Annotated in this window: 7 protein-coding genes; 4 read left to right on the forward strand and 3 right to left on the reverse strand. The window is 62.8% G+C overall.

Going from position 1 to position 24,076, the window contains the following annotated elements:
- Positions 1-148 precede the first annotated feature (148 nt).
- On the reverse strand, positions 149-17,440 hold the full coding sequence (locus ACVWYQ_RS15755) for an amino acid adenylation domain-containing protein (protein WP_456725875.1): 17,292 nt from the start codon (positions 17,438-17,440) through the stop codon (positions 149-151).
- A gap of 892 nt (positions 17,441-18,332) precedes the next feature.
- Here ACVWYQ_RS15755 and ACVWYQ_RS15760 point away from each other — a divergent pair.
- From ACVWYQ_RS15760 to ACVWYQ_RS15775, 4 genes are all read left to right on the forward strand, one after another.
- Complete coding sequence (locus tag ACVWYQ_RS15760; protein WP_157287969.1) at positions 18,333-19,199, forward strand: Fe(II)-2OG oxygenase family protein; 867 nt, start codon at positions 18,333-18,335, stop codon at positions 19,197-19,199.
- A 700-nt stretch (positions 19,200-19,899) separates the two neighbouring features.
- Positions 19,900-20,070, forward strand: coding sequence for a hypothetical protein (locus ACVWYQ_RS15765; protein WP_456725876.1), 171 nt, complete (start codon positions 19,900-19,902; stop codon positions 20,068-20,070).
- Complete coding sequence (locus ACVWYQ_RS15770; RefSeq protein ID WP_456725877.1) at positions 20,060-20,779, forward strand: recombinase family protein; 720 nt, start codon at positions 20,060-20,062, stop codon at positions 20,777-20,779. Before ACVWYQ_RS15765 ends, ACVWYQ_RS15770 begins: the two co-directional genes overlap by 11 nt.
- A complete protein-coding gene (locus ACVWYQ_RS15775; RefSeq protein WP_338122905.1) occupies positions 20,775-21,464 on the forward strand; it encodes a recombinase family protein in 690 nt (229 codons plus the stop codon). The genes ACVWYQ_RS15770 and ACVWYQ_RS15775 overlap by 5 nt, the downstream gene beginning before the upstream one ends.
- A gap of 167 nt (positions 21,465-21,631) precedes the next feature.
- Here the strand turns inward: ACVWYQ_RS15775 and ACVWYQ_RS15780 are convergent, their stop codons facing one another.
- On the reverse strand, positions 21,632-22,099 hold the full coding sequence (locus ACVWYQ_RS15780; RefSeq protein WP_456725878.1) for a hypothetical protein: 468 nt from the start codon (positions 22,097-22,099) through the stop codon (positions 21,632-21,634).
- A gap of 48 nt (positions 22,100-22,147) precedes the next feature.
- The gene (locus ACVWYQ_RS15785; protein WP_456725879.1) at positions 22,148-23,692 is read right to left on the reverse strand and encodes a tyrosinase family protein; all 1,545 of its coding nucleotides are present in this window, start codon (positions 23,690-23,692) and stop codon (positions 22,148-22,150) included.
- Between the last annotated feature and the right edge of the window lie 384 nt (positions 23,693-24,076).

The raw sequence follows: 24,076 nt of genomic DNA on the forward strand, positions 1-24,076 counted from the left end.
TTCTGGACAGTACCGCCTGCTTCAGGATGAACGCCTTCTGGGCGTCCGAAAACTTCGAGGCCTTCATCGCCGTCGCTCCTCCCAGCCGGGTGGATTTACGCAGCGCAAACTCTAGCCAAAAATGGTCCAGTTTGCCGGCCTCAGATCATCACGTCGGTGAGCTATTTAAGGCTCTTGATAACGAGCGTGCCAGGACTTTGCGGTTTTCTGGAGTGTTCATCATCGTCGCGTGATTGCCTGGAATCGGTGTGGTATCAATGGCCGCTGCACTCAAAACCCTGTCCCAGCCTCGCATCGGCGAGCTCGTCTCTGGAGCTATTGAGCTCTTGTCTATTCGTGCGCGACAACTTACGGAAGAATCCGTCGCGTAAAACTGATGTACCTCAATTGGCAGCGACGGAGCCCGATATAGCTGCAGCGCCCTTTGAAACTGCTCAATTCTCTCGTACATCAAAGCATCATTGTGATCCGGAGGTATAGCTCCTATTTGATGAGCCTTCTCAAGTAGTTGAGAAATCGAACTGTGCCGTGCAAAGCGCTTTAATAGTTTAAAGTGCTCGTCCTCAAGGGGTTCAAGAGTTTCTAGCAGCACTTCGCATACCGTCTGGGTGGGCGTCATGCCGGCTGGCTTTGCGGGCAGCGTAACATCAATGAACGCCATAAATGAGACAGTTTCATTGAGGCTCAGTAACTGCTCGGCTATGGCGTAAGCCAATATTCCGCCTGATGAGTATCCAGCAAATCGATATGGACCTCGGGACCGTATCTCCCTGATCGCCGGAATGACTTGCGAGGCTATCGCTTCAAGAGTTGGTGAACAAACTTCACTGAAAGAAGGCCACGGTAGACCATAGATTGGACAGTCCGCGTCCATTTCCTCCACCAAGTTGAGGATATAGGAACAATCTCCTAAGCCCGTGGGAACAAAGAACAGCGGCGGCTGCGATCCGGTTGCGCGAACACAAATCACTCCCGGACTACTGGGCTGTGGCTCCAAATGAACCTTCAATGCAAGTTCCTTCAGAACAGGAGCTTGGAAGAGATCGGCGGCGGTAAACTTGAACCCGGCATCGAGCGCTCGACTGAGAAGCCGCACCGCTAGCAGTGAGTGCCCGCCCAGTTCGAAGAAGTCGTCGTGGCGTCCGACCCGCTCAACACCCAGAAGCTCGGCCCAGATCTGTGCCAGCGCGGTCTCGATCTCGCCTTGCGGCGGCTCATAGGCGCGATGCGCATACGCCTCATCGTCCGGCGCAGCCAGCGCCTTGCGGTCCAGCTTGCCGTTCACCGTCAGCGGCAGCGCCGCCAGCCGCACGAACGCCGATGGCACCATGTACTCCGGCAGGTGCGCACTTAGGTGCGCGCGCAAGGCGCCGGCAAGCTCGCTTCCCTCCAGCCCGTTCGAAGCTGCTTCCGGCGCGCACACCACATAGGCGACAAGACGCTGCTCGCCGCCGAGGCCCTCGTGCGCCACCACCACCGCCTCGCGCACGAACGGGTGCTCGCAAAGCCGCGCCGCGATCTCGCCCGGCTCGATCCGGAAGCCGCGGATCTTCACCTGCTCGTCGTTGCGGCCCAAAAACTCCAGATTGCCGTCCGGCAGGTAGCGTGCCAGGTCGCCGGTCCGGTACAGCCGGTCGCCCTCGACAAAGGGACTGGCGATGAACCGCTCCGCTGTCAGCTCGGGCCGGTTCAGATAGCCGCGCGCCACCCCCGCCCCGCCAATGTAGAGCTCCCCCACCGCGCCAAACGGCACCGGTGCCCCATGACCATCCAGCAGATACACCCGCGTGTTCGCAATCGGACGGCCGATCGGGACCACCGCCCCATCAAACCCATTGGGGCAACTCCAGGTCGCCGCACAAACTGTTGCTTCGGTAGGTCCATAAGCATTGATAATGGATGCTGGAGCTAGACTCCGGATGAGTTCTGCCTTCGGCAGCTCTCCAGCAAGAATGAGAACTTGCGATCCCAAGCCTTCCAGCTTCTGGCTTCCCTGAAGCAAGGCTGGAGGCAGCGTTGCGTGCGTGATGGCTTCGCTTCGCAGATAATCCGATAGCTTGTTACTCGATTGACGGAGCTCATCCGCAGGCAAATGCAATGCGGCTCCCGAACCAAACGCCATAACAAGCTCCGAGGCGCTTGCATCAAAACCGAAGGAGGCGAACTGCACCACGCGGCTGTTGCAACAAACGCCAAAAAGCCCGATCTGAGCCAAGCTGAGATTGACCAAGCCGCGATGCTCGACCATGACCCCCTTGGGGGTGCCTGTTGACCCGGAGGTGTAGATCACATAGGCGAGATGGCGCGAGGTCAGGCCGAGCGCACGCGGGTCCGGATCCGACGCCGGCAGATTTGCCCATTCCGGCGTCGCCGCCAGATCCACCAGCGTCAGATCGCGTAGCGCATCGTCGCCCAGCGCCGATCGCCCTGCTGCATCGGCCAGCAGCACTCGCGGCGCCGCATCGTCGAGAACCTGCCGCAGCCGCGCCGACGGATAGGCCGGGTCCAGCGGCAGGTACGCCCCGGCCGCCTTGAGGATCGCCAACAGCCCGACCACCATCGCCACGCTGCGCGCAACGCAGATCGCCACCGGCTGGTCCGGCTTCACCCCAATTGCGATCAGATGATGCGCCAGCTGGTTGGCCCGCGCATTGAGCTCGCCATAGCTGACGCGCTGGTCCTGACAGACCACCGCCACCGCATTCGGCGCCTGGCGCACCTGCGCCTCAAACAGCTCATGGATGCACTGCTCCACAGGATACGGCGCCGCCGTCCGGTTCAGCTCCTCCAGCAGATATGCGCGCTCGTCGGCTGGCAGCAGCTCAATCCGTCCGACCGGCTGCTGCGCATCGGCAACCATCGCCCGCAGCAGCGCCAGCAGATAACCACGCTGCCGCTCGATGGTCGCGCGATCGAACAGCGCCGTGGCATAACCAAGCGTGCCAGCGATCACCTCACCCTGCTCGCCAAGGCTCAACTCAAGATCGAACTTGACCTGATCGAAGCCGTCTGCCGCCGCCTCCACCATCAGCCCAGGAAGGTCGAACGTCCCAGCGGCGTTGTTCTGCCAGGCCAGCATCACCTGGAATAACGGCGTGTGATCAAGAGCCCGGGGCGGCTGCACGATCTCTACCACCTGCTCGAACGGCAGGTCCTGGTGCTCCTGCGCTCCCAAGGCCGTGCGCCGCGTCCGCTCCAACAGCTCCGACACGCTCGGCTCGCCCGACAGGTCCAGCCGCAGCGTAAGGGTGTTGACGAAGAAGCCGATCAGCTCTTCGATCTCGCGGCGACCGCGATTAGCGCTCGGCACGCCAATCGCAAGATCGTCCTGTCCCGACAGACACGACAGCACCGCAGCCCACCCCGCCAGCACCGTCATGAACAACGTCGTGCCTTGCTGCAGGCCCAGCCGCTTCAGCTCCCGCGTCAGCTCCGCATCAATAACGATCGGGACCGTCGCCCCCGCAAACGACTGCTGCGCCGGCCGCGGCCGGTCCGTCGGCAGCGCCAGACGGGCCGGCGCGCCAGACAGATTGTTGCGCCAATACTGCGCCTGGCGCTGCAGCCGCGCCCCCGACAGCCACTGCCGTTGCCAGGCGGCATAGTCCGGATACTGGATTGCAAGCGGCGGCAGCGGATCGCCTTCTCCGGCCACGAACGCCCGGTACAGCTGACTGAGTTCATGCGCCAACACGCCCAGCGACCAACCATCCGAGACAATGTGATGCTGCGTCAGCAGCAAGACGTGCTCCTCATCCGAGATCCGGATCAGGCGGCCACGGATCAGCGGGCCACGCGCCAGATCGAACGGCGTGCACGCCTCTTCCCTGCACAGACCCAATAGCGCCTCGTCCGCGTCCGGCCTGTCCCGCAGATCGTGCTCCACAACCGGCAGCCCCGCATCCTCCGGCAGCAGCTCCACCCAGGGCTTGCCCTCCGGCGCGACAAACACGCTGCGCAGCGCCTCATGGCGCGCCAACACACGGTCCAGGCTACGCTGCCAGGCGCTGCGGTCGAGCCCACCCTTGAGCCGCCACCCGAGCGGAATGTGATAGTTCGTGCTGCTCTGATCCAGCTGCGCCAAAAACCACAGCCGCTGCTGCGCAAACGACAGCACAAGCGGCGCGTCACGCGACACCGGCGCAATGGCTGGCAGGTCTTGCGCGCCGGAGCGGCTCAACTCATCCATGATATTCGCGGCCAGATCGGCCAGCACCGGTTTGGCAAACAGCGTGGTCAGCGGCAGTGTGAAGGCAATGGCCTGCCAGACCCGGCTCAACAGCTGCACCGCCAGCAGCGAGTGCCCGCCGAGCGCAAAGAAGTGGTCGTGGCGTCCGACCCGCTCAACACCCAGAAGCTCGGCCCAGATCTGTGCCAGCGCGGTCTCGATCTCGCCTTGCGGCTCCTCATAGGCGGCGCGCGCATACGCCTCATCGTCCGGCGCAGCCAGCGCCTTGCGGTCCAGCTTGCCGTTCACCGTCAGCGGCAGCGCCACCAGCCGCACGAACGCCGATGGCACCATGTACTCCGGCAGGTGCGCACTTAGGTGCGCGCGCAAGGCGCCGGCAAGCTCGCTTCCCTCCAGCCCGTTCGAAGCTGCTTCCGGCGCGCACACCACATAGGCGACAAGACGCTGCTCGCCGCCGAGGCCCTCGTGCGCCACCACCACCGCCTCGCGCACGAACGGGTGCTCGCAAAGCCGCGCCGCGATCTCGCCCGGCTCGATCCGGAAGCCGCGGATCTTCACCTGCTCGTCGTTGCGGCCCAAAAACTCCAGATTGCCGTCCGGCAGGTAGCGTGCCAGGTCGCCGGTCCGGTACAGCCGGTCGCCCTCGACAAAGGGACTGGCGATGAACCGCTCCGCTGTCAGCTCAGGGCGGTTCAGATAGCCGCGCGCCACCCCCGCCCCGCCAATGTAGAGCTCCCCCACCGCGCCAAACGGCACCGGTGCCCCATGACCATCCAGCAGATACACCCGCGTGTTCGCAATCGGACGGCCAATCGGGACAATGGCGCCATCAAACTCAGCCGGACAACTCCACGCTGTCACGTCGATCGCAGCTTCCGTCGGACCGTACAGATTGTGCAGGACCGTCCAAGGCAAGAGGCGCCGAACCTTATGCACACTGGCGGCTGGAAGCGCCTCGCCGCTGCATAAAACTCGTCCCAGCGATGTGCAGCGGTCAACACTCTTCGCATCCATAAAGCTGACCAGCATGGATGGCACGAAGTGAACCGTCGTAATTCGCTGGTTGATGATCAAGTCGACCAATGCGTCGGGATCTCTGTGCGCACCGGGCGGCGCCAGCACCAGGGTTGCCCCTTCAAGCAAGGTCCAGAAGAACTCCCAGGCCGAGACATCGAAGCTAAATGGCGTCTTCTGCAACACGACATCAGTTGCGTTGAGACCATAGGCGTTTTGCATCCAGATCAGGCGATTAACGATAGCCCGATGCTCATTCTGTGCCCCCTTGGGCGAACCGGTTGAGCCGGAGGTGTAGATCACATAGGCGAGATGGCGCGAGGTCAGGCCGAGCGCACGCGGGTCCGGATCCGACGCCGGCAGATTTGCCCATTCCGGCATGGCCGTCTCCAGATCCACCAGCGTTAGATCGCGTAGCGCATCGTCGCCCAGCGCCGATCGCCCCGCTGCATCGGCCAGCAGCACTCGCGGCGCCGCATCGTCGAGAACCTGCCGCAGCCGCGCCGACGGATAGGCCGGATCCAGCGGCAGATAGGCGCCCCCCGCCTTGAGGATCGCCAACAGCCCGACCACCATCGCCACGCTGCGCGCAACGCAGATCGCCACCGGCTGGTCCGGCTTCACCCCAATTGCGATCAGATGATGCGCCAGCTGGTTGGCCCGCGCATTGAGCTCGCCATAGCTGACGCGCTGGTCCTGATAGACCACCGCCACCGCCTCCGGCGCCTGGCGCACCTGCGCCTCAAACAGCTCATGGATGCACTGCTCCACAGGATACGGCGCCGCCGTCCGGTTCAGCTCCTCCAGCAGATAAGTGCGCTCGTCCGCTGGCAGGATGTCCAGCTCGCGCACCGGCGTGTTGGGGGCATGCTCCAGCGCCTGCGCCAGCTGCGCGAGCGTCTGCTGCATGTAGCCGCAGATCCGATCCGCCGAGATTGGCTCCACCCCCTGCGCCGTCAGCCCGAGCGCCTCGCCAAAATCCTCCACCGACAGGGTCACGGGATAGTTGGTGCGCTCCTCCTCGCCCAGCCATTCCACGCCGGACAGCGCATCATCGGCTGCGGAGGCGGTGACCGCCGCCGGCGTGTTGTGGCGGTAGTTCAACAGCGCGCTGAACAGCGGCGCCGGCGCCGCAACGCCGCTGCAGCGCTGCGCCAGCGCCAGCGAGGCATGCTCGTGCGCCAAGAGCTCGACCAGCCGGGCATGCGTGGTTCGCACGCTCGCCTCGACCGCGGTGCCGTCAAGATCAAGCCGCAGCGGCAGGGTGTTGATGAACAGGCCCATCGCGCGGTCGGCGCCCGCCCCGCCATGCATGCGGCCGAACAGCACCGTGCCGAACACCACCTGCTCGCGCCCGCTGCTGCGCGCCACCACCTGACCCCAGGCCAGATGGCACAGGCTGGCCAGGCTCACCCCCAGCCGCCGCGCCTGGCTGCGCAGCCGCGCGTTCAGCTGCTGCGGCAGCATCCGCTGCGCCTCTCGAACCCCGCCGCCGTCGCCGTAGACCTCGCTTAGCCCGAACGGCGTGGTCGGCTCGTCGATGTCGGCCAGCAGCTCCCGGAAGAACGCTTCATCCGCCTTGGCGTCAGCGCCGAGATGCGCCTGCGCCACCAGATTGCGGAACGGCTGTGGCTCGCTCAGCTCGTGCTCGCGTCTCTCCAGCACAGCCTGGACCTCGGCACGCATCACCTCCAGTGTCGTGTGATCCCCGATCAGATGATGCTGCAGCTCCAACAGCAGCCAGCGCCCGCTGCCGGGCTCGCGCGCAATCACAAACCGCAACAAGGGCGCTCGGCCAAGATCGATACGGTGCTGGCGCGGATCAAACCGATACTTAAGCTGCGCGGCGCCAGGACCAGCAGACCCGTCCAGCTCGACCTCGCTCACCTCCAGCGATGCGTGGCGCCAAACCACCTGGGCCGGCCGCGACAATCCCTCCCAGACAAACGAGGTACGCAGGATGTCATGTCGATCCACCACCCGCTGGACCGCGGCAAGATAGCGGTCCAACACGCCACGCTCGGCAAACGCCATCTGCGATACCAGCAGGTACGGATCGCCCTTTGTCGCCAACAGATGATGGAACAGGATGCCGTCCTGCAGCGGCGACAAGCCATAAATGTCCTGGATGTTGCCGATCCCGCCGGGTACCGTGGCGATGATCCGATCGATCTCGTCCTGCGCCAGCTCGATGAGCGGCAACATCTCTGGCGTGATCGCCGTACTCTGTTCGGTGATCCGATTGGCCGGGACCGCCACCTCCTGATGACTGCCCAGGCTTGCAGCCTGATCGGCCAGCACCGGCCTGGCGAACAGCGTGCGCACCTCAATCCCCAGCGACCGCCGCCGCAAACGCTCGATCAGTTGCACCGCCAGCAGCGAGTGCCCGCCGAGCGCAAAGAAGTCGTCGTGGCGTCCGACCCGCTCAACACCCAGAAGCTCGGCCCAGATCTGTGCCAGCGCGGTCTCGATCTCGCCTTGCGGCTCCTCATAGGCGGCGCGCGCATACGCCTCATCGTCCGGCGCAGCCAGCGCCTTGCGGTCCAGCTTGCCGTTCACCGTCAGCGGCAGCGCCACCAGCCGCACGAACGCCGATGGCACCATGTACTCCGGCAGGTGCGCACTTAGGTGCGCGCGCAAGGCGCCGGCAAGCTCGCTTCCCTCCAGCCCGTTCGAAGCTGCTTCCGGCGCGCACACCACATAGGCGACAAGACGCTGCTCGCCGCCGAGGCCCTCGTGCGCCACCACCACCGCCTCGCGCACGAACGGGTGCTCGCAAAGCCGCGCCGCGATCTCGCCCGGCTCGATCCGGAAGCCGCGGATCTTCACCTGCTCGTCGTTGCGGCCCAAAAACTCCAGATTGCCGTCCGGCAGGTAGCGTGCCAGGTCGCCGGTCCGGTACAGCCGGTCGCCCTCGACAAAGGGACTGGCGATGAACCGCTCCGCTGTCAGCTCAGGGCGGTTCAGATAGCCGCGCGCCACCCCCGCCCCGCCAATGTAGAGCTCCCCCACCGCGCCAAACGGCACCGGTGCCCCATGACCATCCAGCAGATACACCCGCGTGTTCGCAATCGGACGGCCAATCGTCTCAACGACAACGTCCCCCCTTCGCACGCAGATCCAGGTTGAGTACGTGGTGGTTTCAGAAGGCGCGTACAGATTACAAATCTTCTGGATCCGACTGCTCGCAAAGATCTTCTCGATCAGTTCCGCCGTCAGCCACTCGCCCGCCAAATTGACGACGCTGGTCGAAACCGGCACTGCTTTCCTGTCGACCAGAGCGGCGATCGCCGAGGGCACTGTGTTGATCAAAGAGATATCCAAAGACCTCTCGGCCAGCGCCAGCGCATTCTCGACAAGGTAAAGCGTGCTTCCTTGCGAAAGTGGAACGAAGCACTCATAGACGGACAGATCAAAACTGATCGAGGTGGCAAACAGCGTGCGGCTGATCTCTGATGCCGTAAACACGTCGCTGCTCCAATGCAGCAGGTTCACCGTGCTCGCATGCTCAATCATGACCCCCTTGGGGGTGCCTGTTGATCCGGAGGTGTAGATCACATAGGCGAGATGGCGCGAGGTCAGGCCGAGCGCACGCGGGTCCGGATCCGACGCCGGCAGATTTGCCCATTCCGGCGTCGCCGCCAGATCCACCAGCGTCAGATCGCGTAGCGCATCGTCGCCCAGCGCCGATCGCCCTGCTGCATCGGCCAGCAGCACTCGCGGCGCCGCATCGTCGAGAACCTGCCGCAGCCGCGCCGACGGATAGGCCGGGTCCAGCGGCAGGTACGCCCCGGCCGCCTTGAGGATCGCCAACAGCCCGACCACCATCGCCACGCTGCGCGCAACGCAGATCGCCACCGGCTGGTCCGGCTTCACCCCAATTGCGATCAGATGATGCGCCAGCTGGTTGGCCCGCGCATTGAGCTCGCCATAGCTGACGCGCTGGTCCTGATAGACCACCGCCACCGCCTCCGGCGCCTGGCGCACCTGCGCCTCAAACAGCTCATGGATGCACTGCTCCACAGGATACGGCGCCGCCGTCCGGTTCAGCTCCTCCAGCAGATAAGTGCGCTCGTCCGCTGGCAGGATGTCCAGCTCGCGCACCGGCGTGTTGGGGGCATGCTCCAGCGCCTGCGCCAGCTGCGCGAGCGTCTGCTGCATGTAGCCGCAGATCCGATCCGCCGAGACCGGCGCCGCCACCTGCGCCGTCAAGCCGAGCGCTTCGCCATAATCCTCCACCGACAGGGTCACGGGATAGTTGGTGCGCTCCTCGCTGCCGAGCCATTCCACGCCCGACAGGACATCATCCGGTCCGGGGCCGGGCGTGGCTGCCGGCCTGTTATGGCGGTAGTTCAACAGCGCGCTGAACAGCGGCACCGGCGCCGCAACGCCGCTGCAGCGTTGCGCCAGCGCCAGCGAGGCATGCTCGTGCGCCAAGAGCTCGACCAGCCGGGCATGCGTGGTTCGCACGCTCGCCTCGACCGCAGTGCCGTCAAGATCAAGCCGCAGCGGCAGGGTGTTGATGAACAGGCCCATCGCGCGGTCGGCGCCCGCCCCGCCATGCATGCGGCCGAACAGCACCGTGCCGAACACCACCTGCTCGCGCCCGCTGCTGCGCGCCACCACCTGACCCCAGGCCAGATGGCACAGGCTGGCCAGGCTCACCCCCAGCCGCCGCGCCTGGCTGCGCAGCCGCGCGTTCAGCTGCTGCGGCAGCATCCGTTGCGCCTCTCGAACCCCGCTGCCGTCGCCGTAGACCTCGCTCAAGCCGAACGGCATGGTCGGCTCGTCGATGTCGGCCAGCAGCCCTCGGAAGAACTCTTCATGCGCCTTGGCATCAACAGCAAGACGCGCCTGCGCCACCAGATTACGGAACGGCAGCGGCGCGGCCAGTTCATCGGCCCGCCCTGCCAGCATGGCCCGCACCTCGGCATGCATCACTTCCAGCGTCGTGTGATCCCCGATCAAATGATGCTGCAGCTCCAGCAGCAGCCAGCGCCCGCTGCCGGGATCGCGCGCGGTCACAAACCGCAACAAGGGTGCCCGGCCAAGATCGATGCGCTGCCGGCGCGGATCAAACCGGCGCCGGAGCTCATCGGCGGCGCAACCATCATAGCCCTCCAGCTCGACCTCGCTCACCTGAAGCGAGGCACGATGCCACACCACCTGGGCCGGGCTCGACAGTCCCTCCCAGACAAAGGCCGTGCGCAGGATGTCGTGCCGGTCCACCACGTGCTGAACCGCACCAAGATAGCGCTCCAACAAGCTGCGGTCGGCAAACGCCATCTGCGACACCAGCAGATAGGGATCACCCCCGCTGGCCAGCAGATGATGGAACAGGATGCCGTCCTGCAGTGGCGTCAGCGCATAAATGTCCTGGATGTTGCGGACGCCACCAGGCACCGTGGCGATGATCCGGTCGATCTCAGGCTGGGCCAGCTCGATCAGCGGCAGCATCTGCGGCGTGATCGCCGTACTCTGCTCGGTGATCAGGTTGGCAGGCACCGCCACTTCATGAGGACGGCCAAGGCTTGCGGCAAAATCGGCCAGCACCGGCGTGGCGAACAGCGTCGACAGCGGCAGTTCGACTCCAACAGCCTGCGACAGCCGGCTCGACACCTGCACCGCTAGAAGCGAGTGGCCGCCCAGTTCGAAGAAGTGGTCGTGGCGTCCGACCCGCTCCAGCCCGAGAAGCTCGGCCCAGATCTCTGCCAGCGCCGTCTCGACTGCGCCCTGCGGCGCCTCATAGGCCGCCCGTGCATAGGCAGCGTCAGCCGGCGGCGGCAGTGCCTTGCGGTCGAGCTTGCCGTTCACCGTCAGCGGCAGCCCCGATAGCCGCACGAACGCCGACGGCACCATGTAGTCCGGCAGCCGGCTACTCAAGTGCGCGCGCAAGGTGTTGGCAAGGTCAGGGCCATCCACCTCATCCGATTGAGCTTCGGGCGCACACACCACATAGCCGACAAGATACTTCTCGCCCGTGCGATCCTGTTGCGCCACCACCACCGCCTCGCGCACAAAGGCGTGTTCGCAAAGCCGCGCCGCGATCTCGCCCGGCTCGATGCGGAAGCCGCGGATCTTCACTTGGTCGTCATTGCGGCCCAGGAACTCCAGATTGCCGTCCGGCAGATAACGCCCGAGGTCGCCGGTCCTGTACAGCCGATCGCCGTCCACAAAGGGACTGGCGATGAACCGCTCGGCTGTCAGCTCGGGGCGGTTCAGGTAGCCTCGCGCCACCCCCGCCCCGCCAACGTAAAGCTCGCCCACCGCCCCGAACGGCACGGGCGCGCCATGCCCGTCCAGCAGGTACACCCGCGTGTTCGCAATCGGACGGCCGATCGGGACCACTGCCCCATTAAAATCAGCCGGACAATTCCAGACTGTTGCGCAGACTGTTGTTTCGGTCGGGCCATAAGCGTTGACAATTGATGCCGGGGCAAGACTTTGGATCAGTTCAGCCTTGGGCAGCTCTCCAGCAAGAATGAGAACTTGTGAAGTCAAACCTTCCAGATTCTTGCTTGCCTGAAGCATCGCTGGGGGTAGCGTCGCATGCGTGATGTCTTCGCTTCTGAGATAATCCGAGAGCTTGTCACTCGCTTGACGGATCTCGTCCGCAGGCAAGTGCAATGCGGCTCCAGAGCCAAACGCCATAACAAGCTCCCAAGCGCTTGCATCAAACCCAACGGAGGCGAACTGCACCACGCGCCTGTTGGAAGAAGCGCCAAAAAGACCGACCTGAGCCAACATCAGATTGACCAACCCCCGATGCTCGACCATCACGCCCTTTGGGTTTCCGCTTGACCCGGAGGTGTAGATCACATAGGCGAGATGGCGCGAGGTCAGGCCGAGCGCACGCGGGTCCGGATCCGACGCCGGCAGATTTGCCCATTCCGGCATGGCCGTCTCCAGATCCACCAGCGTTAGATCGCGTAGCGCATCGTCGCCCAGCGCCGATCGCCCCGCTGCATCGGCCAGCAGCACTCGCGGCGCCGCATCGTCGAGAACCTGCCGCAGCCGCGCCGACGGATAGGCCGGATCCAACGGCAGATAGGCGCCCCCCGCCTTGAGGATCGCCAGCAGCCCCACCACCATCATCGGACTGCGCTGCAGGCAGATCGCCACCGGTTGGTCCGGCTTCACCCCAATTGCGATCAGATGATGCGCCAGCTGGTTGGCCCGCGCATTGAGCTCGCCATAGCTGACGCGCTGGTCCTGATAGACCACCGCCACCGCATTCGGCGCCTGGCGCACCTGCGCCTCAAACAGCTCATGGATGCACTGCTCCACAGGATACGGCGCCGCCGTCCGGTTCAGCTCCTCCAGCAGATAAGTGCGCTCGTCCGCTGGCAGGATGTCCAGCTCCCGCACTGGCGTGTCCGGCGCCCGCTCCAGCGCCGCTGCCAGCTGCGCGAGCGTCTGCTGCATGTAGCCGCAGATCCGATCCGCCGAGATTGGCTCCACCCCCTGCGCCGTCAGCCCGAGCGCCTCGCCAAAATCCTCCACCGACAGGGTCACGGGATAGTTGGTGCGCTCCTCCTCGCCCAGCCATTCCACGCCGGACAGCGCATCATCGGCTGCGGAGGCGGTGACCGCCGCCGGCGTGTTGTGGCGGTAGTTCAACAGCGCGCTGAACAGCGGCGCCGGCGCCGCAACGCCGCTGCAGCGCTGCGCCAGCGCCAGCGAGGCATGCTCGTGCGCCAAGAGCTCGACCAGCCGGGCATGCGTGGTTCGCACGCTCGCCTCGACCGCGGTGCCGTCAAGATCAAGCCGCAGCGGCAGGGTGTTGATGAACAGGCCCATCGCGCGGTCGGCGCCCGCCCCGCCATGCATGCGGCCGAACAGCACCGTGCCGAACACCACCTGCTCGCGCCCGCTGCTGCGCGCCACCACCTGACCCCAGGCCAGATGGCACAGGCTGGCCAGGCTCACCCCCAGCCGCCGCGCCTGGCTGCGCAGCCGCGCGTTCAGCTGCTGCGGCAGCATCCGCTGCGCCTCTCGAACCCCGCCGCCGTCGCCGTAGACCTCGCTTAGCCCGAACGGCGTGGTCGGCTCGTCGATGTCGGCCAGCAGCTCCCGGAAGAACGCTTCATCCGCCTTGGCGTCAGCGCCGAGATGCGCCTGCGCCACCAGATTGCGGAACGGCTGTGGCTCGCTCAGCTCGTGCTCGCGTCTCTCCAGCACAGCCTGGACCTCGGCACGCATCACCTCCAGTGTCGTGTGATCCCCGATCAGATGATGCTGCAGCTCCAACAGCAGCCAGCGCCCGCTGCCGGGCTCGCGCGCAATCACAAACCGCAACAAGGGCGCTCGGCCAAGATCGATACGGTGCTGGCGCGGATCAAACCGATACTTAAGCTGCGCGGCGCCAGGACCAGCAGACCCGTCCAGCTCGACCTCGCTCACCTCCAGCGATGCGTGGCGCCAAACCACCTGGGCCGGCCGCGACAATCCCTCCCAGACAAACGAGGTACGCAGGATGTCATGTCGATCCACCACCCGCTGGACCGCGGCAAGATAGCGGTCCAACACGCCACGCTCGGCAAACGCCATCTGCGATACCAGCAGGTACGGATCGCCCTTTGTCGCCAACAGATGATGGAACAGGATGCCGTCCTGCAGCGGCGACAAGCCATAAATGTCCTGGATGTTGCCGATCCCGCCGGGTACCGTGGCGATGATCCGATCGATCTCGTCCTGCGCCAGCTCGATGAGCGGCAACATCTCTGGCGTGATCGCCGTACTCTGTTCGGTGATCCGATTGGCCGGGACCGCCACCTCCTGATGACTGCCCAGGCTTGCAGCCTGATCGGCCAGCACCGGCCTGGCGAACAGCGTGCGCACCTCAATCCCCAGCGACCGCCGCCGCAAACGCTCGATCAGTTGCACCGCCAGCAGCGAGTGCCCGCCGAGCGCAAAGAAGTGGTCGTGGCGTCCGACCCGCTCAACACCCAGAAGCTCGGCCCAGATCTGTGCCAGCGTGATCTCGATCTCGCCTTGCGGCGGCTCATAGGCGCGATGCGCATACGCCTCATCGTCCGGCGCAGCCAGCGCCTTGCGGTCCAGCTTGCCGTTCACCGTCAGCGGCAACGCCGCCAGCCGCACGAACGCCGATGGCACCATGTACTCCGGCAGGTGCGCACTTAGGTGCGCGCGCAAGGCGCCGGCAAGCTCGCTTCCCTCCAGCCCGTTCGAAGCTGCTTCCGGCGCGCACACCACATAGGCGACAAGACGCTGCTCGCCGCCGAGGCCCTCGTGCGCCACCACCACCGCCTCGCGCACGAACGGGTGCTCGCAAAGCCGCGCCGCGATCTCGCCCGGCTCGATCCGGAAGCCGCGGATCTTCACCTGCTCGTCGTTGCGGCCCAAAAACTCCAGATTGCCGTCCGGCAGGTAGCGTGCCAGGTCGCCGGTCCGGTACAGCCGGTCGCCCTCGACAAAGGGACTGGCGATGAACCGCTCCGCTGTCAGCTCAGGGCGGTTCAGATAGCCGCGCGCCACCCCCGCCCCGCCAATGTAGAGCTCCCCCACCGCCCCGAACGGCACCGGTGCCCCATGACCGTCCAGCAGATAGACCACCGAATTCCGGATTGGTCGTCCCAGTGGCACCCGCTGCTGGCCGTCGAAGCCAGCAGGCACCAGGTAGCAGAGACTGAAGGTGGTGTTCTCAGTCGGGCCGTAGCCATTTGAGATTCGCAGCGTCGGATGTCGCGTCTGACATGCTCTGATGGAACTGGCTGAGACCTCTTCGCCCCCGACTAGCAGTTGCTGCAGCCCACTGGTGCTCCGCCCCTCCCCGACATAGACGTCGAACAACCGCGCAGTCATCCAAGCGATAGTGATGCCTTGGTCTTGGATGATCCGGGCCAGCGTTGCCGTCGAGAGATAGCGTTCAGGATAGAGCACAACACTGGCGCCGTTCGCCAAGGCTCCCCAGATTTCGAACGTGGTCGCATCGAATGTCGGCGAGGAAGCGCTGAGAAAAACGTCCTGCGGCGAGATCTCGACGAAATCGTTCTCCGCCACCAGACGCACCACTCCGCGATGCTCGACCATGACCCCCTTGGGGGTGCCTGTTGATCCGGAGGTGTAGATCACATAGGCGAGATGGCGCGAGGTGAGGCCAAGCGCGCGCGGGTCCGGATCCGACGCCGGCAGGTTTGCCCACGCCGGCATGGCCGTCTCCAGATCCACCACGCTCACATCGACCAGCGCATCGGCGCCCAGCGCGGATCGGCCGGCCGCATCAGCCAGCAGGAGCCGCGGCGCCGCATCGTCAAGAACCTGCCGCAGCCGCGCCGGTGGATAGGCCGGGTCCAGCGGCAGGTACGCCGCGCCCGCCTTGAGGATCGCTAAAAGCCCGACCACCATCGCCACGCTGCGCGCAACGCAGATCGCCACCGGCTGGTCCGGCCTGACCCCGAGCCCGATCAGATGATGCGCCAGGCGGTTGGCCCGCGCATTCAGCTCGCCATAGCTTAGCCGCTCCTCCTCATGGACCACCGCCACCGCGTCCGGCGCACGGCGAACCTGTGCCTCGAACAGCTCGTGGATGCGCACGTCCGACGGATAGGCCGATGCCGTCCGGTTCAGTTCCTCCAGCAGATACGCGCGCTCAGCGGATGACAAGAGTTCAATCCGCCCCACCGGCTGCCGCGGATCTGCCTTCACAGCACATAGCAAATTTTGCAAATGCTGGGTCATACGGTCGATATGCTTGGGCTCCAAGCGACTTGCATCAAAGTGCCATCGAAAGCTGCCATCTAGAGCGCAAACCTCAAATGTTAACGCCTCACCGGGCAGGGCTGCCTCAGAAGTCGGGCTCGAAGCTAGGTCACCAGTCGCAGACTCGCCACTTACAGTAAGCATAACGCCAACGGGCCAGGGCCGGCGCAATCGTAACGCCTCCATACCGAGCAACGTTGGGCAGCGCGCGATAAGATCTCGCGCGAAGCTATCCTGCTCCTTCAGCTGAGCGAATTCGGCCGCCACCACCGTGCGCGCCTCTGCAAAATCATTCTCGAGATCGATGGTAATTGCCATCGGCACGACAGAAGCGACAAGCACCTCGAGCGCTTTCAAGCCCGCTCGCGATCCACTTGGCGCGGGAGTCCATCCCAATTGAAGCTCTAACTCTCCCGTGATGCGGGCTAGGTAGATCAGCCAAGCCGTTAGCAAGAATTCCGTGCGATTACTGGGAGACAGCTCAGCCAAAGCACCTGGAATTCGCCATGAACTCAACTGCCATTGAGGTGCAGCCAAAGCTACTGAAGACGACAAAAAGGAAAGCTGGGATGTTTTGAACTGTTCAAGCCGCCGTCGCCAAAAACTCTCACGAGGCGCCAACATTTCATGCGCAACCGTTATGCTCCGCGCCTCGTCATCGCTCAGAATCGGGAGGCGGTCGCCTACATCGGAATCAGAACGCCTCGCGAGTGCCCGCGCATCCAGAGCCCTACCATCCAAGCTGCTAAGCCAAATATCAACATCCTCTGTCTCTGTCGCCACACGCCAGTGGCTGGGGTGGATCTCAACTAAAGCCCCCGCAGCAAAACCCGAGCGCCGAGCCGTCACCTCCAAGCGCCTGACGACGACAACGTCATCGCCTACGAGAGCCTTGGACAACCCCAATGGATTGGTATGATACGGGCCAAAGTCTAAGGCGCGCGTCATCGCTTCCAGATCTTGTGCGGATCGATCCCATCGCAGACAGCCCGCAGCATCTGGGCGTCGACCTTTCGGGAAAAAGCTTCGGTCCGCTAGCGCTTGCGGACGAGCGCTAAGCTCTCCATTTGTTAAGCCAGTTAGAAGCTCGCGGAAGCCATCGATAGCAGCCTCATAACATTTGAGATTCAGCGTCAGCGCAGTATCGCTCGCCGCAATCAACACTCGGCGTTGGACGACCAGCTCACCAGTACCAATACCGTGATCGATACGATGCCACGTGATGCCATGTTCGGTCTCACGGGCAAGAAGCGCCCAAGACGTCGCATGAGTTCCGGCATATCGCGGCAACGGACCGTCGTGGTAATTGAAAGCGCCTCTACGCGCTTTCCCAAACACATCTGCTGGCAATATGAAAGGATTGGCAACGGAAAATATCCACTCGACTGGCTCGGCGTTGAGCAGCGCAGATAGCTCTTCAATGCTCGTCACACACAAGATATCGGCGAGAGCGGCCCAATCGCGGAATATGGCGTCGGCACACAGCGCCGCCCGGATCACGTGGCCCATCTCCATCGCTAGCTGAGCACATCTAACAGCTAGCGTACCACCACCAACAAAGATGCAAGAGCCAACCGGTGTAGCAAGTTTCATCTGAACTCTTAGACAGGGGTTACGATGAAGGCCGTAACGGATCACCCCGCATTTCAAGCAATCGCCATACCAATGACGTACTGCGAACGTTTCCTGAAGAAATAACGCGCGCCTCGCTCGGAATGCCGCCGTCGGACTTGGGACATCGACGTCCTGAACCAGACACAGCTCAGCACAACAATACGGATGTCATTGGCGACGATCACCGCATGGGCGTCCGCAAAGTCGTCGGAAGATCTGCAACAGCCGCCGTCATCACCGCGCGTACAGCAGACTCTCCTTGGCGCTCACGTTAAGTAGCGGACGCGCCCATGACCTTCTGCGAGCTCATTCTGAAGAAAACAATTCGCTTCTCGCCGGGCTGCCAGAATTTTGCCGTCATGCCGTCGGGCTTGGGACATTAACGCCTTGAACCGAACAGAGCTCAACACAACAGCACGCGCCGTCAACAGCGACGACCACTCAAGATCGGGCGCCCGCGCCTTGCCCGAATTGCCTTTGCGAGCCAAAATGCTCGCCGCTGCTTTCTCCAGGTGGTCTGCTCGTCGAGTGAGGGAGGGTCCTGCGGCAGGGATTCCGCTCGATGTTGCAAAGTTCGCCACGCATCGCGTTTTCGCAGATTGGCCGGGGCTCGGCACTAAGTAGCGTTTTCGCTTAATGCCCGCTGACGTCTGTGGCACGGCCCTTGCTCGCGAGGCGACGAATGCGACGAAGAACGGGTCCACGGCGAATGTCGCAACCGCAACTGACTCCTGATCTCTCACATCGGCGCATGCTGTTGACCCTTGGGTGCAGCGGCTTGGATGTGACTTGCGTGATCGAGGCACTCAGTCGAGACTGTGTCATTTTGATTCGTAATGTCTCACCGAGCGAGTCGGACCGCCTCGTACATCAAATTGCCGGCGAACTGGGATTGCAAAAAAAGCTAGAGCTGGAGGCCGGCTTTTCCGATTTTCTTGGTCATCGACGGCGGATCAACAAATACTTCATGAGCGTTAATTCCCGAGATGATTATCAGTTTGTCACCCCGCATTCCGAAGGAGATAGAATATCTAATATGCAGTTGTCGTGCTTTTATTGTTTCGAGAATAGTAAAGACGGAGGAGAAACAATCCTATTGAACATCGACGACACAAGTGAGGCATGGGGACTTTTACGAGAAAAAACGACAAAAATATTACCTGGATCAAAGCCATTGTCTCGGGGCATGATCACTCGTGCAAAAGCACTTTATCGTCTGAGCTCGCCGGATGACTATTTGGTACCAGATGACCAAATAGTAGCCGAGGTGAAATCCGAGATCCCGGGCCTTTTGCTGGCGATTGTTATGGCAAGACCGAAAAGAAGCTTTTCCCTTCTCCTAGGGCGCGATGTGAATGTCCTTTGGGATAACATTGGTAGTGTTGACCAAAGCTGTCTTCACTTTTTCGTTCGGATGTTGCAGGAGCGCGAACTTCTCAAGATCCCGCCGAACGGTTTTGAGTTGCACCAACTGGACCCCGTTAATGCAGGACGGAGCTGGTGTTCAGGCGCCGATTACGAAAAACTTTTTTGTGACGAGATTATTCTCAAGCTAAAACCAGGGGACCTTGTTATTCTGAACAACCTAACTTGGGCGCATGCGGTGAACAACTGGACATCGGCACCGGGGACTCGAAGGATAGCCGTGGCATTGGCCTAGCGTAGTCCCCACTTTTCCTGAAAGTTGAGTCTTACTTCAAGGGTGCATGAGCAGCATCCCCGAGCGACAGCGATTAGCCTGACGAATGGGTGACCTGCCACTGCTTTTCATCCAGTGGCAGTTAGAGTCTCGGGGGTTTTGTAGCGAGACCGAACTTTGGACCACCCAGAACTAGAGTTTTGCGCCTCTGTCACGTTGGCGGGCTGGTTGCGCCAACGTGGTGGTGCAGCAAAATCGGCGGTCAATTGCCGATCGCCCCATGGGGCCGTTCTTCGTTATACAACAAGGCTCAAGAACGCCCACAGGATCGTTCTTCGCGAGGTTCTTTATCGACATCATCCCTGGTTTGGTCGCCGAGTTTGCGTTCATGGAAGGGTCGAGAAGGCTAATGATGTCGCTTTCCGCTGCTCTCTTGATGGATCGAAAATAGATCGTTGCCTGGAAGTTCCAGCGTGGATGTTCGACCGGACGGCATGCCCTGACGCTGAGCCTTTGACAGCTCAGCCGTTTGTCAGCATTGACGCACTTGCTGCGCTCTCTGCGCTTCTCGATCTGGCGTTGAAGGATCGAACGCCATCAGCTGCCCTGCTTTCTGGCGCATCTAGCAGCCTCTCACGACCAGAATGGGGGAGAGACTCATGTCACGGCAGACGGCAGTGCGAGCGGATACCGACACAATCGACAACCGCGGCAGCAGCAGATGGATCTGTTCGGGAGTGGCCGGTCGAACGGCGCCATCGGCGCGCCCACATGGGTGGATCTGCCCGCAGAAGTGCGGGCAGCGCTCACGAGCCTGATCACGCAGTTGATCCCCGACCATGCAGCGATGACAGCGACGCCGCCCGCGAAGGAGGTCGATCATGATCTCTGACAAGATCAGGCCTCATCATCTGGAGAAGGCGATTCTGTACGTGCGTCAGTCTTCGGCCCATCAGGTGTTGCACAATCGCGAGAGCAGCGCGCTGCAATACGCCATGCGAGACCGGCTGACGGCCCTCGGGTGGTCAGAGTTTGAAGTGATCGATGATGATCTCGGTCGTTCAGCCGCCGGCGGCATACAACGTGCCGGATTCAAGCGAATGGTGGCGGAGGTCTGCCTCGGCAAGGTTGGTGCGGTTTGCGCCCGCGAGGTCTCGCGCTTCGCCCGCAACCGCCGGGCTTGGCAGCAACTCATCGAGATGTGCCGCCTGGTCGATACCGTTCTGGTCGATCAAGAGACCATCTATGCGCCAAGGCACGGCAACGACCGCCTGCTGCTCGGGCTCAAGGGTAGCCTCAACGAGTACGAGCTGGATCTGTTGCGCCAGCGCTCGCTCTCGGCCCGATACGAGAAGGCGCGCCGGGGCGAGTTGATTGTGACAGCGCCGGTCGGCTTCGGAAGGCCGGCGACCATTATGAGAAAGACCCGGATCGGCGCGTCCAGGAAGCAATCAACCTGGTGTTCGACGAGGTCGAGGAACTGGGCAGCGCGCGACAGGCGCTCTGCTGGCTCCACGAGTACAATCGATTTGCCGGTGCAGACCAACCGCCGACACGGCCTGACGGCGACCAAACTACTCCGCCATCCACCGGATCATTGAGAACCCGGTCTACGGCGGCGCCTATGCCTATGGTAAGACAGCTGTGGCGGCGGGATACAGCACCGCGGGCGTGAGCGTGAAGATCCGCCGGAAGGCGCGGAACGAATGGCTGACGCTGAAGCCCAACACTCACGAAGGGTATGTGAGCTGGGAGAAGTTCGAGGCGATTCGCACCATCAGCAGCAATGTTCCCACCGGTCGGCATCACGGCGCGCCCAAGCATGGTGACGCGCTGCTGGCCGGTCTGATCTGGTGCAAGCGCTGCGGCCGCAAGCTCACACTCCGGTACTCCGGCATGGCACTATATCACGCTACAGCTGCAGCCGCGCCTGGATGGACAATGGCGGGGCCCACTGCATCGCCTTCGGCGGATTGCGTGTCGATGATGCCCGCCGTGGCGGAAGAGTTCGTCACGAGCCTGCAGATAGCCCTGATCGCGTTGGCCGGTCGCGGCTTCTATCTGCTGCCGTCGCACGTGCATTTGAACATCTCGATCTCCGGGAAGCGGCCTCGCGTCAAGATCAACGAGAGCGGAATGGGCGACGGTACCGTGACAGTCGAGCTTGGAATTCGCGGAGAAATGCCCGGAGCGCACCTGCGTCGTTGGTCGTCCGAAACTCTCGCGCCGATCGCCGGAGCACTCAATTTGCTCTCGGTCGTCCCGATCGATCGTTGGAATCCATGACGAAGGAAACCTTTCTCGACGTCGCCGGCAAAATCCACGTCGCACTCCCTTAGCGCGAACTCCATCGAACGTGGGTCAGCCCATACTCAGAATATCTCTCGTAAAGTTGGCCGCACGCCAATTGCGCAAGCGGCCTTCCAATCGCACAACATGCCTCGTAATGCGGCTTACTGGATTTCCGCATGTCCGATCTCGAGTTGTGCGCCCTCTCCTGTTCCACGCGCCTTGTCAGGAACGACCTCGATTTTCAGCTTCACCGGATCAGCGGCCAGTTCCTTCGGAAGCGGGAAGCTGAACACTCTCGCCCGTGACGTCGCGGCCTTGAAAACCCTATCCGGAAACACGCCGAAGGTCCCGATCTCCTGCTCCGTCCCGTCAACCTTCTGCACCTTCACGACCCCGAGGACGGTGCCCTCCTGCGCGGGCTGGTAGCCGGTGACGTGAACCACGACGCGGGGCGGCGGCTTGTCCGCCGCAACAGCATCCGCCTGCGGCTTGGCCGCCGCCGCCGTCACGATCGCAGGTTTGCCGACGGTCGCGATCAATGGGTCACCCTCCGCGGGAAGCGCTGCGGTCACGGCAAAGATCGCGAGCGCACTTCCCGCACCAATGATCAAACTACGACGAACGTCCATGGCCCTGGTCCATCAGCTTTTGCGTCGCCAGCAATGCCTGATGTGGGATCACGCCGAGACGATTGCAACTTCCACGCTGGCCGGCTTGGCGCTGCCGTCCGCGTTGCCGCCCGCCCGCAGCGCTGCCGGCTGGATCTGCACCCGCAACTTGCCGGGGGGTGTCGCCGAGGGGCCGTAGACCCGCGAAATCGCCGCGGTGAGATCGACGCCGATGGAGGGCTTTTTCGGCTCGCCTCCGCCGTGGGCGTGGCCGCCGTGCGCGCCGAAGAAGCCGAACGATCCGACATAATGCCGGTCGGTGGTCGGCGTGCTCGCTGTCAGATAATCGCAGTTCAGGAACACGCGATATTCGATGTTGGTGTTCTTGCCGACATCAAAGTCGCGCAAGAAAGCAAAACAGCGCGGTCCATTGAGATAGTGCTGGCGAGCGCTGGCGAGGCTCAAAGTCTCGAAGCCGCTCGGCAGCGATGGGCGAGCGGCCACGGGCGCAAGCGCCGCGGCATCAACATCGACCGGGATCTCCAGATATTTCGCGACCGTCGCGGCCGGCTGCGTCACCGAAGCCGAATATGATGCTATGCCGGCAGGCCTGGCGGCACCCTTCGGCGTGGCCCAAAGGGCGGTAAATTTGTTGGATCGTAGAGCAAGCTCGGTCGACACGCCCGTGAGGGCTACCGTCGCGATGGGCGTCTCGACGTAGGTGTAACCAAGGGGCTCTGGCATCAGCAGATCAGACACCTGCGGCGAATAGCGCGAGCCGTCGGGATTGAAGAAGTTGTTCTGGAATGTCATGCCGCTCCACAGTGGATCGGGAGAATCCGCGCCCCCGCCCTGCTTCCATAGCCACCAGATGCGGTCGATATTGCAGTGGTGCGTCATGAAGATCGGGTCGCGCGATGAACCGACCCCAGCCATGATGCCGCCGACAAAATTGTGAACGTTGTTATGCGGGGTGCCCTCGAGCGTTCCCTGGATGCCACAGAACTCGCAAACGACCCATGACTGGTCGACATTATTCTGTCCGTCCGGGCGACTGGTACCAAAAGTCTCGAACGGCGACTCCCGGAGAATCTGGTTGATGACCCCCTGTCCTACGATGCTGTCCGGCAGGGCGTCGGCCGGAGTCGCATCGCGCTCCTGTTCAAACAGGGAATTTGGCTGGCCGTTGAACGTCTTGTCCGTGAACGCCTGCGGCATCTGCCGATCGAGGGTCCAGTCCCAGTAAGGTAAAGCGAAGTCGTTGTTGCCGGTGAGTTGGCGTACCGCGCGCTCGTACATGAGAAGGTAGGCGCGATGCCAGGGCAGGAAATACCAATTGCCGTGCGGACACAGACCCCAGCCTTCATCATTGCCATGAATCGCAGCAAAGCTGGCCCAACTGATATCGCCGTTGGCGGCCTTCAAGAGGCGGACGCCGTCGCGCCACGTCTGTAGGATCGGATCGTTGAGGGCCATGCCGTGAAGCGAGCGCCGCAATTTTGGCGCAGCAGGCGCGCCTTCCGCCCATGCTTCCATACCCGTAATGTTGGCCGCGATGACACCCGCACCGATCACGGCACCTTGCAGCAACACATCCCTGCGTGAAGTAGTCATGGCACCTCTCCCTGCAAATGCACCCAAAAATATATTGCCACACCAAACGCTACCCACGAGTGCACCACAAATTCACGCCGCTCACAAATAGAAATTTTGGATTCGTGCTCACTCGGATGATTTTCTGCGTAGCATTGGCATTTCGTGACGAAACTCATCTCAAGGTCGTGAAGCCAAGAGGCGCGGACCATCCCGGCGCAATCTCGATAGGAGCTTGCCAGCCTTCCGTTCATCTCAAAGGCACGCTTAGCGTCCAAACTTCCTTTACCGGCTCGAACCATCAGCCCGTAAGACAATCGCGCGGCGCTCTGCATGCCGATGACGCTCGCAAGACCCACAAAAGGTGACGGAAATCGCACCTCTACGTCGCCCGTTTGTCAGATC

It is taken from the genome of Bradyrhizobium sp. USDA 3397 (assembly GCF_054060965.1).

Excerpts from the sequence above, each read along its gene's own strand:
- ACVWYQ_RS15755 (WP_456725875.1), bottom strand. The coding sequence starts at position 17,440 with ATGGAGATGGGCCACGTGATCCGGGCGGCGCTGTGTGCCGACGCCATA.
- ACVWYQ_RS15765 (WP_456725876.1), top strand. The coding sequence starts at position 19,900 with ATGGATCTGTTCGGGAGTGGCCGGTCGAACGGCGCCATCGGCGCGCCC.
- ACVWYQ_RS15770 (WP_456725877.1), top strand. The coding sequence starts at position 20,060 with ATGATCTCTGACAAGATCAGGCCTCATCATCTGGAGAAGGCGATTCTG.
- ACVWYQ_RS15780 (WP_456725878.1), bottom strand. The coding sequence starts at position 22,099 with ATGGACGTTCGTCGTAGTTTGATCATTGGTGCGGGAAGTGCGCTCGCG.
- ACVWYQ_RS15785 (WP_456725879.1), bottom strand. The coding sequence starts at position 23,692 with ATGACTACTTCACGCAGGGATGTGTTGCTGCAAGGTGCCGTGATCGGT.